The sequence below is a fragment of the Flavobacterium sp. Leaf359 genome, assembly GCF_001423985.1.
Lineage (GTDB): Bacteria > Bacteroidota > Bacteroidia > Flavobacteriales > Flavobacteriaceae > Flavobacterium > Flavobacterium lindanitolerans.
In genome coordinates, this window is sequence record NZ_LMPW01000001.1 from 307056 (window position 1) to 323421 (window position 16366).

Sequence of the window (16366 nt, forward strand, 5' to 3'; positions counted from 1 at the left end):
ATTTCTGGCAAACCTACCTCTATCCCAAATCTCCCCGTTACAGAAAATATGTAAAATATGTTAAAGTTTTAATAGAGAGAATTTACTATTAATGAAAAGTATGAATCCTTTCTAATGTAGGAATTTTGTGTTAAGTACTCAAATTTCTTTGTGGTGATTTTAATAAAAATAACGATCAATTTTGATAAGAGGAAAGGAGTGTTAAAAAATGTATAGTGCATTAGAATAGACTTCAAAAGATTGGATTTAGTGTTTGAGATTTATTACTATTTTATTTAATATTAAGGTTCACAGTAATGAATTTAACAATATGAAAGCTAAAAAATAGCAAAGGCAACCAGAGTGGTTGCCTTTGTTGATTAAATAATAGCTTAACCCCAATGTCTATTTCTTCTTATAAACAACCTTTACACCACCTTGCTCAAAAATCATTTCTTTCTTTTTAGGAACAAACGAAAGTTTTAAATCTTCATATTCAAACTCATTTTTGGCCTTATATGTTAGCGGAACATACATCTGTCCGGCTCTGGAATCCTGAAAAATTACGTTTTGACCGTCAGATGAAATGGTTACCGTTGCATGGGTTTCTTTTAAATAATAGGTACCTTTTATAGGCATGAAATCTTTTTCTGAAACCTCAGCAGTTGCATTAAAATTAGCTAATTCGGGAGTTTTTCTATAAAGATACATTAACATTGTATTCATGACTTCATCGGTGCTAATATTAACAGCATTGGTTAAGGAAACAATCCCTATGTTTTCGTCCGGGAAATAATAGTAATCTGAAATGTAGTTTTCCACTCTTCCGCTATGCGTATAGCCTTCCGGATTTTTAAAACTTAATTTTATGATTCCCATCCCATAAGTGCCTTTCTCCTCAGGAAGCATTATTTTAAGGCTTTCCGGCGTAATAAGTTTGCCATTAAACAGGGCAAAAAGAAATTTGTTTAGCTCTGTTGGAGTGGATACGATTCCGCCGCTTGCCGGATGATTGGAGAAATTGGTTTTCTCATTTCTGACATACTTGTCCTGAATATTATAGGAAAGCGCTTCGTTTTTAGTTTCGTCCGTTTCAAAACTGTAATAAGTATTGTGCAAATGCAGAGGCCTGACAATTTTTTCGTCTAAGATTTCAGCATAGGTTTTGCCATAAATTTTCTCGAGTATGAATCCCAATAGGGCATAATTGGTATTGCTGTATTCGTATTCGGAACCAGGTTCAAAATTGCTTTTTTGGTTGACAAAGTAATTGATGAATTCTTGTTGTGTATGAAATTGCTGTCCCCATTCAACTTCACCTGCAATTTCAGTAAAATTGTAAATACCTGTTCGTTGCTTTAGTAAGTGCTCAATGGTTATCTTCTCCGCATTTTTTACCTCCGGATAGTAATGGCTCAGTTTTGTATCCAGTGTAAGAAGTTCTTCTTCTACCGCTTTCAATGCCAGCACAGCCGTATAGGTTTTGGTGATGGAACCCACACGAAATTTTGTATCGGTTGTATTGCTTGTCTTCGCATCTGCATTGGAATAACCAATTGCTTTTTTGTAGACGATACTGTCATTTAACGATATGGCCACACTTCACATCATTTTATTGTTGGCTTGAAGGTGGTTGAAATAAGCATCAAGTTTATTCTGTGCATCTGCTGTTTGTCCTATAAAACAGAGGAAAATTAGGGTAATTGTTTTTACCTTTTTGGTCATTGCATTTATCATTATGGGTCTATTTTCCGCAAAGGTATAAAAATAAAACACTAAATAGTGTCTAAATAATTGTTGAATTTTGCTAAATTGCAGACACATTAATAATCGCTATGAAAAGGAAAGCAGTTGCTGGTAATATCCGGAATAAAGAAAGGAGTAAGGAAAAGTTTTTGGAAGCCGTGGGCAAAATCCTGGAAACCAAAGGTTATTCAGGTCTGAAAGTAAATGATATTGCTGCCACAGCCGGGGTTGATAAAAAAATGATTTATAATTATTTTGGTGGAACAGACAAACTCATTGACGAATACATCAGTTCGCTTGATTTCTGGAGTAATGTTGATGGCAATACGGCTCCGGAAATTGCCGACGGAGGACAAGAATTTTCGAAACAGCTACTCACACAACAATTTGATTATGTTGCCAGTAATAAAAACCTTCAGAAAATATTGCTTTGGGGTGTGGCTGAAAAGCGTAACTCGCTAAGAAATATTGCCGATGAACGCGAGCGCAATGGCGAGCGGCTTTTTAACCAGATTGCAGACCCCTATTTTGCCGAAAACGCCCTGCAATACAGAGCCATCATGGCAATACTAATTTCCGGAATCTACTATCTGAATTTGTATAAAGGGGTGAATGCCGAAACATTTTGTGGAATCGATTTGACAAAAAATGAAGGGAGCCAACAGATTAAAGGAGCTCTTGGAAAAATAATTGACCTTGTTTATGAAGACCATAATAAGGAAAATTAATCTTAGACGATGGTTTGATAAAAGTACTTTTTTTGATAACCAGGGAATGCAATTCAGATTTATTACAATTTTTTAATAGTTTCAATATCAGAATAAAAATATTGTAATTTTGGATACTTCATGGCAGAAATAGAAATAAAAATCCAATAAAATAGTAAGCCTAATTATTTATGACTACACGACACTTTGTCTTTATCGTCTTATTTGCGTTGCAATATACCGGCTTGAACGCCCAAACAGACCTTCAGACCCCATTACGTAATGAAATTAACAGCAAACTTATCAATAATGAGCAATATACTATGGATTGGTATACTATGCGGGAAGATAAAAAGATAATGATTGCAAAGATTTTTACCGAAATCAAGAAATCAAAAAGCGAAGTTCTTATCACCACAAAAGTAAAGATGATAAATTCAACATCAGATTGGATTGATTCCACCCGGGCAAAACTCCCGAATTTTTTGCCAATAGCTCATTCTTCCTTTAACGGGCAAAGGGATATGGTTTTACAGTTTGGAAAAACAATAACAGGATATTATCTGCGTAAACCAGCTAATGAAAAGACAGCAATTAATGAAATTGCAGAAGGTTCTTATTTTGACAGTAATATTTACCCGCAGTTAATTCGTTGGCTACCGTTAAAAGAAAATTATAAAACAAGCATCTCAATTTTCGATTACAATCCACAGGCAGGCAAGGGTATAATGAAAGCCCATATCAAAAATACCCGCAAAGATATCTATAAAGATAAAGATGTATGGGCGGTAGAGGTAACAGATGATATAACGGATAATCAATCCACCGTTATATTTTACATTGATTCAAAATCCCGCAAACTTCTGGGGCAGGAAATAAATATGGGAGCCCGTAAAATGTTTATGGAACTTTCTGCGGATTGATATTCATTTTTTAATCTGGTTATAATAAACACCCATTAAAGTTCGGATATGTAACAAAAGAGGCCGGGAGCCTCTTTTGTTATAATTTGCCATTGCATAATCGGAATATACAATCCGGAAAATTTCTCAATCCTTGTTATTTCCCTTTTCTGACTCCGGTACCTACAATTTGTTTATCCTGAAACATTTCCAGTTTTATATCTCCGTTGTCAAGTTTGGTAAAGTTTAATACGGCATCAGCACCGGCTTGCCTGATTCCCCTAAATTCATGATCGGAATAAGGAAAAAATCTCATATTCCATGAAACTGTCGGAGTATTATAAAGTAAGTGCTTTTCTTTACTGGTGATAATATGGGTTTCGCCTTCTTCATTGGTATAGGTACCGGTATACTGAGCTATTTCATCATCTGATAGTGCAATTTTCTTAGGATATTGTAATTGAAGCGGTTTATCTTCCATTATCTGGAACATATTGGTATAAGGTACGGCACCAAAATGGAAATTTTGCAGTATAATAAACGTCCTGTCCTTTACCACATCATGAAGCATAAAAGTACTATAACCGTCCCAACTGCCGGTATGTCCGAATGTGAATTTATTTTCGCCTTTCCTGAGGTCTAATCCAAACCCGTAAGCTACATCCCTGCCATTAGACGTTTTGGTAATTTCCGTCATTTCATCAAACTCTTTCTTCGTGAGAAGCGTGTTGTTCTTCAGGCTGGTCATCCATGTATAAAGATCTTCTGCATTGGAATGAACTTTTGATGTACCAAGTATGGCATCCAGATAATAGACTTCCGAGATTTCGCGTTGGCTATTCTCTTCAAGGATTTTCTTAAACCCGCCATCTTCCCACACATAACCATAAGCAAAATTGTCAATCTTTTTAGGGTATTTATGTCTGCAATACACAAACGTATTTTTCATCTTTAAAGGCTTAAAGACTCTATCCGATAAGAAATCAGGAAACTTTTTACCGGATACCTTTTCTACGATACTGCCTAAAAGAATATAATTGGAATTGCTATAACTATGCCTGCTTTTTGGAGTAAATTCTAAGGTGTCTTTTTTAGCGGCAAGCACTTTGATTAGGTCATTATTATCGGCTATTTTGTTGTGGTCCCAGTTGTCTGGCATGTACTTTAAAAAATCAGGAATTCCGCTGGTGTGCCTTAATAAATCATAGATAGTGACATTCTCCCAAAAGCCAAGCTCCGGCAAATATTTCGAAATCTTGTCGGTATATTGCAATTTGCCTTCTCTTTTAAGCAAAACTATGGCTGTGGCCGTAAATTGTTTGGAGCAGGAGGCAAGCTCAAATATTGTCTTTTCATTGATAGGCGCTTTGGTGTCCTCATTGGCAATTCCATAGCTCTTTTTAAAGATAATCTTTCCCTTTTCGGCAATAAGAGCCGTCCCGTTAAACTGGTTTTGTTGATAGAGTACTGTAAAAAGACTGTCGAGTCTTTCGGATTGTTTTTTTTGCGCATAGGCAAAGTTGCTGATGATTAGCAGCATAAAAAATAATGTAAACTGTTTCATGTTTTGATTGATGATTAATGATATCCAAACATAAAACTAATTTTTTTAGTTATACAACTGTAATTTTAGTTCGTTAAATGATAAAATAGTTAATTGGCTGTTACTTTGTTTTTTATACTTATGGATAAATCCATACTTTTGAATGAGATTTACTCATCTGATAGTATCTTTGTTGCTACAAATACCTTATCGCATGACAAGCTTTACCCCGGACGAACTTATTGAAGCAAAGAAATCTCTCGACTCCATATTAAACAAATGTGAGAAGGCATTTGCCAAATTAAAAGAAAATTCACCGCAGCATACATTGATGGTGCGACGAATAAATGCGCTCCGTGTTTCTTTGAATCTGATAGAAAAGGAATTGCAAAATCTTTAAATTAAACGGAATTCAAGCTGTTATGGTAAACGATTATAAGAAACACGACTTATTTGGCAAAACACTGCTGCAAAAAATTGCACTTACGGCACCATTTAAATTTGATTTTCCGGTTACAGAACAGGCTTGTTTCCTCTATGTTTTGCAGGGAGAATTCCAATATCAGGTAGATACAGAGCAAATAAATATCCCGGCCAATTATTCCTTATTGCTAAACTGCATCACATCCGGAAAGCAGCTTCGTAATCCTGAGCCGTCAAGCACATGCGAAATTGTAATCGTTACGTTTTATCCGGATATATTGAAGAAAATCTACGACAGGGAATTGCCGACATTGCTTCATGCTCCAAAAAATATTGTTTCAAACAAGTCTAATGAAAAAATAAATAACGACTTCCTAATCCAAAAATATATTGAGGGATTGCTCTTCTATTTTGAAAATCCGTCGCTCATCAATGAGGATATACTGGTATTGAAACTAAAGGAAATCATACTTTTGCTATCGCAAACTCAGAATGCAGAAGCCATACAAATTATCCTTTCACAGCTTTTTTCTCCTACGACTTATACTTTCAAACAGGTTATTGAAGCCAATCTGTTTTCGCAATTAACGATTGAACAGCTGGCAGAGCAGAATAATTTAAGCGTTTCTTCCTTCAAAAGGGAATTTGCCAAACTATACAATGATAGTCCGGCGAATTACATTAAAAACAAAAGGCTCGAAAAAGCTGCGCAATTGTTGCGGGTTTCAAACCAGCGAATTACCGATATCGCATTTGATTGCGGGTTTAATGACCTGGCTAACTTTACCAAAAGTTTCAGCGATAAATATAACGTTACTCCCACAAATTACAGAAACGGAACAAAAGATAACTGACAGATAATAGTATAAAAACGAAGCATTTCCAAAAGGATGGGGGAATGCTTTTTTATGGACTAAAATGCCAAATAATTGAACTAATTCCCAAAACCATTTTCTTCCTTCTGATAGAACTTTGCAGCTGTAATCATTAAAAAGTATCAGAATGGGATTATCAAGCTTAGGAATTTTTCACACGATTATTGGTATCGTGGCAATTGTAGCCGCATTAACAGGCTTTATCAAATATGGCAAAATTAATCTGGGGGAATTATCAGGAAATATGTATTTTTATACAACACTCGTCACCAGTTTAAGTGCATTGGGTATTTCAAAACACGGTGGCTTTAATGCAGGACATGCATTTTCTATATTCATTGTCCTTTTACTGGTTGTGGCCTATTTTTTATTTTCAAAAAAGAAAGCCAGCAAAAGAGCCCGGTATTTCGAAAACTTTCTCTTGTCGTTTAGTTTTTTTCTGTCGTTGGTACCTACTGTGAACGAAACATTTACAAGAATTCCAATCGGACATCCTTTGGCAAAGGACATCAGCGATCCAATAATTGGGCAGACACTTTTGGCTCTTTTTCTTCTTTTTATTGCCGGTTCTGTTTATCAATATATCAGGCAGAGAAAAGTCAATGTATCTGTAATTAAAAAGGACTGAAAATTTCAAATGACGTAAAGCCGCATAAGCCATAATTGAAGTATATTTATACTGACTTTAAACCGGTATCGGAGTATCTAAATTAAAAGGAAATGGACACAAATGATTTGCTGAAGCAAGTGGCATTTATCAAAGAAATTGACAAACTAAAGTACATTCAGCGCAGGACCCGATTATTCCAAAGCGACAGGCACGAAAATGATGCCGAACATAGCTGGCACCTGGCCATGATGGCACTCGTTCTGGCCGGACATTCGGATAAACCGGTTAATATACTTAAGGTTGTACAAATGGTATTGATACATGATTTGGTGGAAATTGATGCCGGAGATACTTTCATATATGATACTTCAAAAAATCATACCAATACGGACGAAGAACTGCTGGCTGCAAAACGCATTTTTGGACTTTTACCCGAAAAACAGGCACAGGAATTCATAGCCATCTGGGAAGAATTTGAAGCGGGAAATACTGACGAAGCCAAATTTGCACGGGCTATGGACCGTTTTGAGCCATTGTTACAAAATACAACCAATAATGGAGGAACGTGGGCAGAATATGATGTGGAATATCATACCGTCTACAATAAGAAAAAAGCAATAAAGGACGGTTCTGCCTCAATCTGGAGCTATGCCGAGCGTTTATTAAATGAAAGCGTTGAAAAGGGCATACTCAGGAAAAATCAAGATGCAGAAGATTAGCTAAAGTAGTAGTATTCTTTAAAAGTAATGGGCACTTAATTATAAGTGCCCATTTTTATATCTTCATAATTATTACAGACTTTGCCCGCCTGAAATTTCAATACGTTGGGCAGTAATCCATTTTGCTTCATCGGTACAAAGAAAGGCTACCACGCTACCTATATCCGTTGGCTGTCCCACACGCCCTAGAGCGGTTTGCGATGCAATCAACGTATTCATTTCCTGATTATCGCGTACAACTCCACCTCCAAAATCAGTTTCTATAGCGCCAGGAGCAACAATATTGACACGGATTTTACGTGCTACACCCAAATCTTTTGCCAGGTATTTGGTCAGGTTTTCCATGGCAGCTTTTACAGAGGCATAAACCGGATAATAAGGAATGATAATGCGTGTCAGTCCTGATGAGACGTTTACGATCCCTCCGCCATCATTCATGTGGTTAAGGGCTTTCTGGGTAAAGAAAAATGGACCTTTGAATTGAACCTTAATCATTTCATCAAACTGTTCTTCAGAAGTTTCAGTAAACATAGCTGCAATACCCGTTCCGGCATTATTTATAAGAAAGTCAAATTTAGAAGTACCAAATTTTGGATTTAGAGTCTTTTCCAATTCATCAAAAAAAGCTGTAAAGGTATTTTGCTTGCTTACATCCAATTGGACAGCAAGTGCTTTTTGGCCCATACTTTCAATTTCAGATACAACCTTATCTGCTGAATCTTTATTGCTGTGGTAGGTTAGGATCACATCAAGGCCTTTTTTAGCGAGATTGAGCGCCATATCTTTTCCAAGTCCGCGACTACCTCCTGTAACTAATGCTATTTTATTCATGATCTTTGTTTTTTTAAAATTAAAAATTATAAGACAAAGTTAGTCGGGATAGTCATTTCTTTTTTTGTAATAAACAAAGCGATAATTGCAAAAATCAAACAATTGATGCGGATGAAAGTATTTTGACTGCATTCTAAGCAATCCTGTTTTATGAATGTCTGCTATCTAAGATATAGAAGTGATATCGACTATTTCTTTGTAATTTCTTTCCGATGCTGTATTCCCCATTCTACCAAATGGGTGATTAGTGTTTTAAGGGTAAGCCCATGTTCAGTAAGTTCGTATAAAACCGAAATGGGTTGTGTATCCAGAACTGTGCGTCGGACCAATTTATTTATTTCCAATTCTTTTAACTCTTTGCTTAGCATCTTGTTGGAAATACCTTTAACATCGTTCAGTATGTCTGAAAATCGTCTCTTATTGTAGTAGCAGATAGAGGAGAGTATCGCTATTTTCCATTTACCGTTCAATACATCCATTGAATCCTGAACGGCCATCATTTCCTTTTTATGCTGTTCTTCTATACGGGTTGTGCATTCCATGCTGTTGTTACTTTGTTACCTCAAGGTTACTGTTACTTTTGGTTACAAAGTTACTTAAATAAATCAGATGTGTATAGCTTTGTATTTCAAAAAATTTTAAACAGATTAAAAAATGAGTAAATTAAAAGACAAAGTAGCTATAGTTACGGGAGCATCTAAAGGAATAGGGGCTTCGATAGCAAAATTTTTTGCGGCTGAAGGCGCAAAGGTAGTAGTGAATTATGCTTCGAGCAAAGAAGGAGCAGACAAAGTAGTTAGGGCAATTACTGAGCAGGGAGGAACTGCCATAGCCGTTCAGGGTGACGTGTCGAAAGAAGCCGATGTGGCAAGAATATTTGAAGAAACCAGAAATACATTCGGCTCACTGGACATTTTAGTGAACAACGCAGGCGTTTATTTGTATGAACCTATCGAACAGATATCTACGGAAACTTTTCATAAATCATTTAATACGAATGTACTTGGCTCAATACTGGCAATTCAGGAATCCCTTAAGCTTTTTGGAGACAAAGGAGGGAATATCATCAATATCAGTTCGGGTGCAAGCAATTCGCCTTTGCCTACTGGTTCTGTATATTCTGCAACAAAAACGGCATTAGATGCCATTACGATTGCCTTGTCTAAGGAATTTTCCGGCAGGAACATCCGTATCAATTCAATTCTTCCGGGCATAGTAGAGACTGAGGGCTCGCATAGTGCGGGATTTATTGGCAGTGAGGCCGAAGCAAATTTTGTTTCTAAAACACCACTCGGTCGTACTGGCCAGCCAGATGATATTGCAAAAGTGGCCGTATTTCTTGCCTCCGATGATGCGGCATGGATTACCGGCGAGAAAATCACTGTTGGAGGTGGCATATATGGTTTTTAAACCTGCATTTTGAAAAATAACTGATTCTTAACTGGCGGCTATTGGCCGCCAGATTTATAATTTGGCACATGATTTTTTCCATTTTTTTGGACATGACAAAAGGGCTGATTTTTTACAGATAAACAACCAAACCCTATTTGGCATACTTTTTATACTATACACTACATAATCCTAAGTAAAAAAAGAAAGGAAATTTAAAATGCTAAAATGGATTGATATCATACGGTTTGCCGGCACCGGCAACCCTGTTCCAGACAAAAAAGTTGTAAAAACAAATGATGAGTGGCAAAAGCTGCTTACGCCTGAGGAATTCAGGATTACCCGCTTAAAAGGTACTGAGCGGGCGCATAGTTCAGAGATGTGTTCCCTGTTTGAACCGGGAAAATATGCCTGCGTTTGCTGCGGGACATTGCTTTTTGATGCCAATGAAAAATTTGAAAGCGGTACCGGTTGGCCATCGTTTACCCAGCCCGTTACCGAAAATGCCATTGCCTACCATAAGGATATCAGTTATGGAATGGTGCGTGTTGAAACCACATGCAATACCTGCGATGCGCATTTAGGACATGTTTTTCCTGATGGGCCGGGTCCTGGTGGATTAAGATATTGCATGAACGCTGTAGCCCTTAAAAAGGTAGAAAGTAACGAAAGAAAAGCGACTTTTGGAGGAGGCTGTTTCTGGTGTACCGAAGCAGTTTTTAACCAACTGAAAGGTGTCACGAAAGTAGAAAGCGGCTATAGTGGTGGCAAAATTGCAAATCCTACTTACAGGGAAGTTTGTAGCGGACTGACAGGCCATGCCGAAGTTATAGAAGTGACTTACAATCCTGATGAAATAACCTATGGTGATTTGCTTCGCATACACCTGAGTACGCATAACCCGACAACTTTGAACAGGCAGGGAGCCGACGTTGGCACGCAGTACAGAAGCGCTATCTTTTACAGGAATGAAGCTGAGAAAAAAGAGGCGGAGCAAGTCATTGCGGAAATCCAGGCAGTCTACGATGAACCTATCGTTACAGAAGTGGCCCCATTGGAATACTTTTATAAAGCGGAAGACTACCATCAGGATTATTATTCCAATAATTCTCAGGAAGGCTATTGCCAGGCGGTTATCAATCCGAAACTAAGAAAATTCAGGGAACTTTTTAAGAACAGGCTGAAAGACACGAAGGAAGGAGAATTAAAATAATCATGGTTAGGCAGGCGGGATTTGGTGGTGGATGCCATTGGTGTACTGAGGCTGTATTTTCCTCGTTAAAAGGCATAGTGTCTGTGCAACAGGGTTGGATTGCCTCAACAGGTTCAGATACGTCATTTTCAGAAGGAGTGATTGTCGAATATAATGACGATATTATTTCCTTCGATACGCTTATTGCTATCCATCTGCATACTCACAGTAGCACCTCACAACATTCAATGCGTGGCAAGTATCGCTCTGCCATCTATATATTTAATGTTCAGGATGCAGAATCGGCCAAAGAAGCCATCGAAACCCTACAACCAGAGTTTGACAGTACTATCATTACAAAGGTATTGCCCTACGGAGCATTTACCTCAAGCAGAGAGGAGTTGTTGGATTATTATTTTAATGACCCGCAAAAACCTTTTTGCGAACTTTATATTAATCCCAAATTAAAGCTTATCATGGAACGGTTTTCTAAGTTTGCAGACACTGATAAGCTAAGGCATCTGAAACAATTAGATGCATAACACACTATGGAAACAACAAATAAAAAAACAGCCTACTCGATATTGGAACTGGCTATCGTATCGAGCGGGGTGACAATAGAACAGACATTTAAGAATAGCGTAGACCTTGCCCAAAAAACAGAAGAAATGGGCTACAGGCGATTCTGGCTGGCAGAACATCATAATATGATCCATGTAGCGAGTGTAGCTACATCGGTTCTTATCGGGCACATAGCCGGAAATACCAAATCCATAAGGGTAGGTTCCGGAGGTATTATGCTGCCCAACCATTCGCCGCTTATCGTGGCAGAGCAGTTTGGTACGCTCGGCAGGCTTTATCCAAACCGGATTGATTTGGGATTGGGCAGGGCACCGGGTACTGACCAGATTACGGCGCATGCCATACGTAGTGACAGAATGCAGTCAGTACACAATTTTCCGGGAGAGATTAAGCAGATACAAAAGTATTTTTCAAATGAGAATGAGTGGTCACAGGTACGTGCGGTTGTGGCTGAAGGTGTAAATGTCCCTCTGTATATTTTAGGTTCAAGCCTGGACAGCGCACACCTTGCGGCAAAAATGGGATTGCCTTATGCTTTTGCAAGCCATTTTGCTACCGGTTTGCTGCAAGAGGCGTTGGATATATATAGAAAGGAGTTCCAACCATCGGAGTGGCTTGACAAGCCTTATACCATTGCCGGAGTCAATGTCATAGTGGCTAATACCGACGATGAAGCAGAAAGAAATTTTACATCGCTTATCCGCATGTTCCTCGGTATCCTAACAGGAAAGAGAGAAGCACTCCAACCACCAATGGAAATGACAGACGAGCTCATGATGATTCAGCATAATCCTGCGGTACGCGAAATGCTCAAATACTCTTTTGTAGGACGAAAAGAAGCGGTTGCCAAGCAATTGGATAAATTCCTTTTAGAAACTGGTGTCGATGAACTTATGGTAGTTTCCAATATGCATGCGCATAAGGATAGAGTAACATCGTATCAGATTTTGTCTGAAATTATAGATGAGAGGAACAGCCAGTAGATTGGAGAGTTCAAAAACACAGTAGACCGGTAAATTTGGTATCAAAATTATCGGACTTTAGTGTCAAATCATTCCGAATAAAAAAAGAGGCTAAAATGCCTCTTTTTTTATGTTTTGTAAACATTTGGATACAAATTCGAACCTTGTGACTGTGTGTAATGTTTTGAAGTACAGTTATTTGTCTTTTTTTTATTGAGGAAAAACGTAATTAGGTCATTTTTTGGAAATAATAATAAAAAATTTTTTAAAAAAATCATGAAGTCTTTTTCAAAACAAACCCATACGATTTTTAAGAAAAAACAAATAAAAACGGGTGTTCAGCCCTTTTTTTTAAAACTACAAGCAGGCTAAAAATACGTAAGATTAGACGTTCATTTTCAGAAAAAAGGACCAGATGGGGAAAGCCGTAAGGATAGGCTTTTTGTCTATCGTAAATTCGGTAAACCTATTGAATTTTAAGGATTTGCATTTTTAACGGTTATATAAGGAGCTTCCATCTCTACTATATACTATGGCAAACTTATTAAACATACCAACTTTTCTACAGATGAATCTAAAGTCAATTCATCCCCCATGAACTGAGGTCGCCTTTTAGCATACCTAAAACAATTAGAAACCTAAACTATGAAATCATGAACAATAAAATTTACACACTATTACTCGTTTTCTTTATGAGTGTTATTGGGATGAATGCCCAAAAAAACAGCTACTTCTATTACTATAAAGACCAAAAAATCGCCCTCAACCTCGACCGGAAATTTCTGAACATCAATACTTCAGCCGACTTCGAGAAATCGGCTCTTGTAGGATTTAAGTTTAAAGACGTAACATTGCAGGACGACAACTCTACAGGTGAACACCAAAAGTTTGGAAAACTGGAATTCCTGTCAGAACCTTCAGCAGCCGACTTTGAAAAGGCCATCAGCGACCTGAGAAAGGTTAAGGGAATCAAAAGCGTTTCGCTTTTCTTCAAAAGACCTAATGCGCCTTCTATTGGAACTTCCAGCCTTTTTTATGTAAAACTGAAAGACGAAAGAGGATTTGAGTTGCTTAAAAGGATGGCCTCAGAGAATAATGTAAAAATCGTGCAGCAGATTTATGGAATGCCTTTATGGTACGTGATGGCAGTAGAGCCGGAAAACCAAAGTAACTCACTGCAGATGGCGAACCTGTTTTATGAAACCGGACAGTTTGAAGGTATTGACCCGGCATTCATGTTCAACTTCAGGTCTGTTTGTACTAACGATACTAACTTTGGCAGTCTTTGGGGGCTTAACAACAGCGCCAACCCAAATGTAGATATCAACGCCTGTCAGGCCTGGACACTTTCACAGGGAAATGGCGTGAATGTAGCCATCCTTGATCAGGGAATCTACAAGCCACACAATGACCTGGCTGCCAACATCTCACCTTTGAGCTTTGACGCACAGAGTGGTTCAAGTCCTAGCGTTTTTATCTCGGGTAATACACACGGTACCCATGTGGCAGGAACTGTAGGAGCCATAAAAGACAACAACCTTCAGGTAGTTGGAGTAGCGCCAAAATCAAAACTGATTTCAGTGAGCCACTCATTAGGGGTTGTTCCGGGCATCTCATTACAACTGGCGGGCGGTATTAACTGGGCCGTAGCAAATGGAGCAGATGTAATCAACAATTCCTGGGGTGATCAGGGTGGAATATTTTATGCCCAGCTGTATAGTTTGGCTTTGGAAAATGCCATTGTCAACGCTATGACAAACGGTAGAGGAGGAAAAGGAACCCTTGTGGTTTTTGCAGCAGGAAACTATGGAGGTGGCGGGCCGGTAATGGATTATCCGGGTAACTTTCACGATAATATTCTGACTGTAGGATCAATCACCTCTTCAGGATCAAGATCCAGCTTTTCGGGTTATGGTCCAAAACTAGACGTAGTAGCCCCAGGTAGCAATATTCTGTCTACACTTCCAACCAACAGCGTGGGATCGATGGACGGTACTTCAATGGCAGCACCGCACGTAACCGGATTGGTAGCTCTGATTCTTTCAGTAAATCCATGTCTTACAGGTCAGCAAGTACGCGACATTATAGAAAGCACTTCCCAAAAAATGCCAGGCTATGTCTTTTCGGCCACAGCCGGAAGAGGTAACGGAATATGGAACGACCAGTTAGGCTATGGATTAATAGACGCCTATGCTGCCGTACAACTTGCGCAGCAGATGTATTCACCAACCTTAGATTTGTATGTAAAAGACAGTCCCGGTGATTTAGGAATTGAACCGAATACCATCTCGCCATACATGTGGGCCAGTGAAGATATCTGGGTACGAAATTATAATGATAACGGTCTGGTACACCAGAACCCGGATTATAGCCCAACTAACCCAAACTATGTTTATGTACGTGTAAGAAACAAAAGCTGTGTGGCTTCTACAGGAAGTGAACGCTTAAAACTATATTGGGCAAAGGCCGGAACCTCATTGGCTTGGCCGTTGAGTTGGAACGGAACCTATTACGTAGGCGGTGTGCTAATGGGCAAACAGATTGGAGCGCTGGCTGGAATCCCGATTCCGGTACTTCAGCCCGGAGAAGAAACTATTATAGCCTTTGCATGGAACGTTCCAAACCCTGCCGACTATGCGCCTATCAATCCCGAACCATGGCATTTCTGTCTGCTAACACGAATTGAAGCTGCCAATGACCCGATGACCTTCCCGGAAACAGCAGACCTCAATATGAATGTTAAGAACAACAATAATATTGCGTGGAAAAACGTAACCGTTGTTGATGTGTTGGCTAACGGAAGCATAGGAGGTGTTGTAGGAGTTGGTAATCCTGTCAGAGTTCCTAAAAAATATTTATTAGAATTTATTGCCGAAGACATTCCTGGTGTGCGACCTATTTTTGAGCAAGCTCAGGTAGCCATTAAAATGGATGAAAGGCTTTACAGAGCATGGCAGCAAGGCGGCGGACTAGCCCGGGGATTTGTTGAAGGTCGGGAAAGAATGGCATACCTGGTCAGGTCAAACTATGCCACTCTGAATAACATCGTGTTCCAGCCTGAAGAACTGGGAACGCTTAATCTGACCTTTAATTTTACGAATGATGAAGCCAGGCCACAGCAGTTTGTTTACCATATTGTGCAACGCGACCTTGAAACCGGAAACGTGGTAGGTGGCGAGACCTATCTGGTTAATAAAGGAAAAACTGAAGGCAGAAGACTTTTTGCTGATGCAGGAGGCGATAAAAAAGCAGATAGGGACGAAATCATTACCTTCAGTGCAGCACAATTAAATGAAGCAGTAATTTACAATTGGTATGCTGATGGCAAACTTGTCTATCAGGGAAAAGACCTGACAGTAGCGGTAGACATTGCTAAGAAATACAAGCTTGAAGTAGTAGCCCTGGCAGACGGAACTAAAGATTATGCCGAAGTAGCCGTAACACTGAACCCTAGTACTTTAGGAGGTATTGCTCCTAACCCTGCGCAAGACAATGTTACAGTAGGATACAAGCTGAACGACACAAATTCTGCCTATCTGTCAATCATTGGAAGCTATGGTGCAAACAGAGCCTCTAACAATTACATCCTGGATGTAAAAAATACTGAAATTAGCATAGATATCTCCAATTATCCAAGCGGCCTTTATACGGTAGCCTTGATAAGTAATGGTAAAATAGTAGATACTAAAAAGCTGATTAAGAAATAAATAATTTTTAAACCCGTGCCAGGCACGGGTTTTTTTATTACATCTATTCTAGCCATCCTTTAAACTCTTTGCTATGAAACTTATTATATATAAATACCCAACAGTGAGGCGAATTAAGCCTTACGATTTATATTACTGTTTAATAAAAGAGTTTATGAGATAAAAAAAAGACAAATCAAAATTTTGATTTGTCTTTTTT

15 protein-coding genes are annotated in these 16366 nt (G+C 38.6%); 11 read left to right on the forward strand and 4 right to left on the reverse strand.

The features are described 5' to 3' along the window. Window positions 1–384: 384 nt before the first annotated feature. Window positions 385–1578, reverse strand: a complete 1194-nt coding sequence (locus tag ASG38_RS01355) for a serine hydrolase (RefSeq protein ID WP_056066041.1) — start codon at window positions 1576–1578, stop codon at window positions 385–387. A gap of 236 nt (window positions 1579–1814) precedes the next feature. Here ASG38_RS01355 and ASG38_RS01360 point away from each other — a divergent pair, with 236 nt between their 5' ends. Beyond that, a complete protein-coding gene (locus tag ASG38_RS01360; RefSeq protein ID WP_056066044.1) occupies window positions 1815–2453 on the forward strand; it encodes a TetR/AcrR family transcriptional regulator in 639 nt (212 codons plus the stop codon). Between the two features lie 338 nt (window positions 2454–2791). Then, window positions 2792–3355 carry a hypothetical protein gene (locus ASG38_RS01365; RefSeq protein ID WP_235498543.1) on the forward strand — a complete coding sequence of 188 codons (564 nt, stop codon included), beginning with the start codon at window positions 2792–2794 and terminating at the stop codon, window positions 3353–3355. 136 nt (window positions 3356–3491) lie between these two features. On the opposite strand, the gene ASG38_RS01370 is transcribed toward ASG38_RS01365, so the two are convergent. Further along, window positions 3492–4898 carry a serine hydrolase gene (locus ASG38_RS01370; RefSeq protein WP_056066050.1) on the reverse strand — a complete coding sequence of 469 codons (1407 nt, stop codon included), beginning with the start codon at window positions 4896–4898 and terminating at the stop codon, window positions 3492–3494. 193 nt (window positions 4899–5091) lie between these two features. On the opposite strand from ASG38_RS01370, the gene ASG38_RS01375 reads away from it, so the two are divergent. The 4 genes from ASG38_RS01375 (at window position 5092) to ASG38_RS01390 (ending at window position 7504) form a co-directional block, all read left to right on the forward strand. Further along, window positions 5092–5277, forward strand: coding sequence for a hypothetical protein (locus ASG38_RS01375; protein WP_056066053.1), 186 nt, complete (start codon window positions 5092–5094; stop codon window positions 5275–5277). A 22-nt stretch (window positions 5278–5299) separates the two neighbouring features. Beyond that, a complete protein-coding gene (locus ASG38_RS01380; protein ID WP_056066056.1) occupies window positions 5300–6154 on the forward strand; it encodes an AraC family transcriptional regulator in 855 nt (284 codons plus the stop codon). A 148-nt stretch (window positions 6155–6302) separates the two neighbouring features. Next, window positions 6303–6803: a hypothetical protein gene (locus tag ASG38_RS01385; RefSeq protein WP_056066059.1), complete on the forward strand. Its 501-nt coding sequence runs from the start codon at window positions 6303–6305 to the stop codon at window positions 6801–6803. A gap of 92 nt (window positions 6804–6895) precedes the next feature. After that, a complete protein-coding gene (locus ASG38_RS01390; RefSeq protein WP_056066062.1) occupies window positions 6896–7504 on the forward strand; it encodes an HD family hydrolase in 609 nt (202 codons plus the stop codon). 72 nt (window positions 7505–7576) lie between these two features. On the opposite strand, the gene ASG38_RS01395 is transcribed toward ASG38_RS01390, so the two are convergent. Beyond that, window positions 7577–8335: an SDR family oxidoreductase gene (locus ASG38_RS01395; protein ID WP_056066065.1), complete on the reverse strand. Its 759-nt coding sequence runs from the start codon at window positions 8333–8335 to the stop codon at window positions 7577–7579. Between the two features lie 188 nt (window positions 8336–8523). Continuing rightward, window positions 8524–8877 (reverse strand): helix-turn-helix domain-containing protein, encoded by a 354-nt coding sequence (locus tag ASG38_RS01400; protein ID WP_056066068.1) that lies wholly within the window; start codon window positions 8875–8877, stop codon window positions 8524–8526. A gap of 112 nt (window positions 8878–8989) precedes the next feature. Between ASG38_RS01400 and ASG38_RS01405 the strand changes: the two genes are divergently transcribed. From ASG38_RS01405 to ASG38_RS01425, 5 genes are all read left to right on the forward strand, one after another. After that, complete coding sequence (locus ASG38_RS01405) at window positions 8990–9745, forward strand: SDR family NAD(P)-dependent oxidoreductase (protein WP_056066071.1); 756 nt, start codon at window positions 8990–8992, stop codon at window positions 9743–9745. A 199-nt stretch (window positions 9746–9944) separates the two neighbouring features. Then, entirely contained in the window at window positions 9945–10937 is a 993-nt protein-coding gene (locus tag ASG38_RS01410) for a bifunctional methionine sulfoxide reductase B/A protein (protein ID WP_056066074.1), read from the forward strand. A 2-nt stretch (window positions 10938–10939) separates the two neighbouring features. Beyond that, a complete protein-coding gene (locus ASG38_RS01415) occupies window positions 10940–11458 on the forward strand; it encodes a peptide-methionine (S)-S-oxide reductase (protein WP_056066077.1) in 519 nt (172 codons plus the stop codon). Between the two features lie 6 nt (window positions 11459–11464). Beyond that, window positions 11465–12481 carry an LLM class flavin-dependent oxidoreductase gene (locus ASG38_RS01420; RefSeq protein WP_056066080.1) on the forward strand — a complete coding sequence of 339 codons (1017 nt, stop codon included), beginning with the start codon at window positions 11465–11467 and terminating at the stop codon, window positions 12479–12481. Between the two features lie 632 nt (window positions 12482–13113). Beyond that, window positions 13114–16167, forward strand: coding sequence for a S8 family serine peptidase (locus ASG38_RS01425; RefSeq protein WP_082482123.1), 3054 nt, complete (start codon window positions 13114–13116; stop codon window positions 16165–16167). Window positions 16168–16366 lie beyond the last annotated feature (199 nt).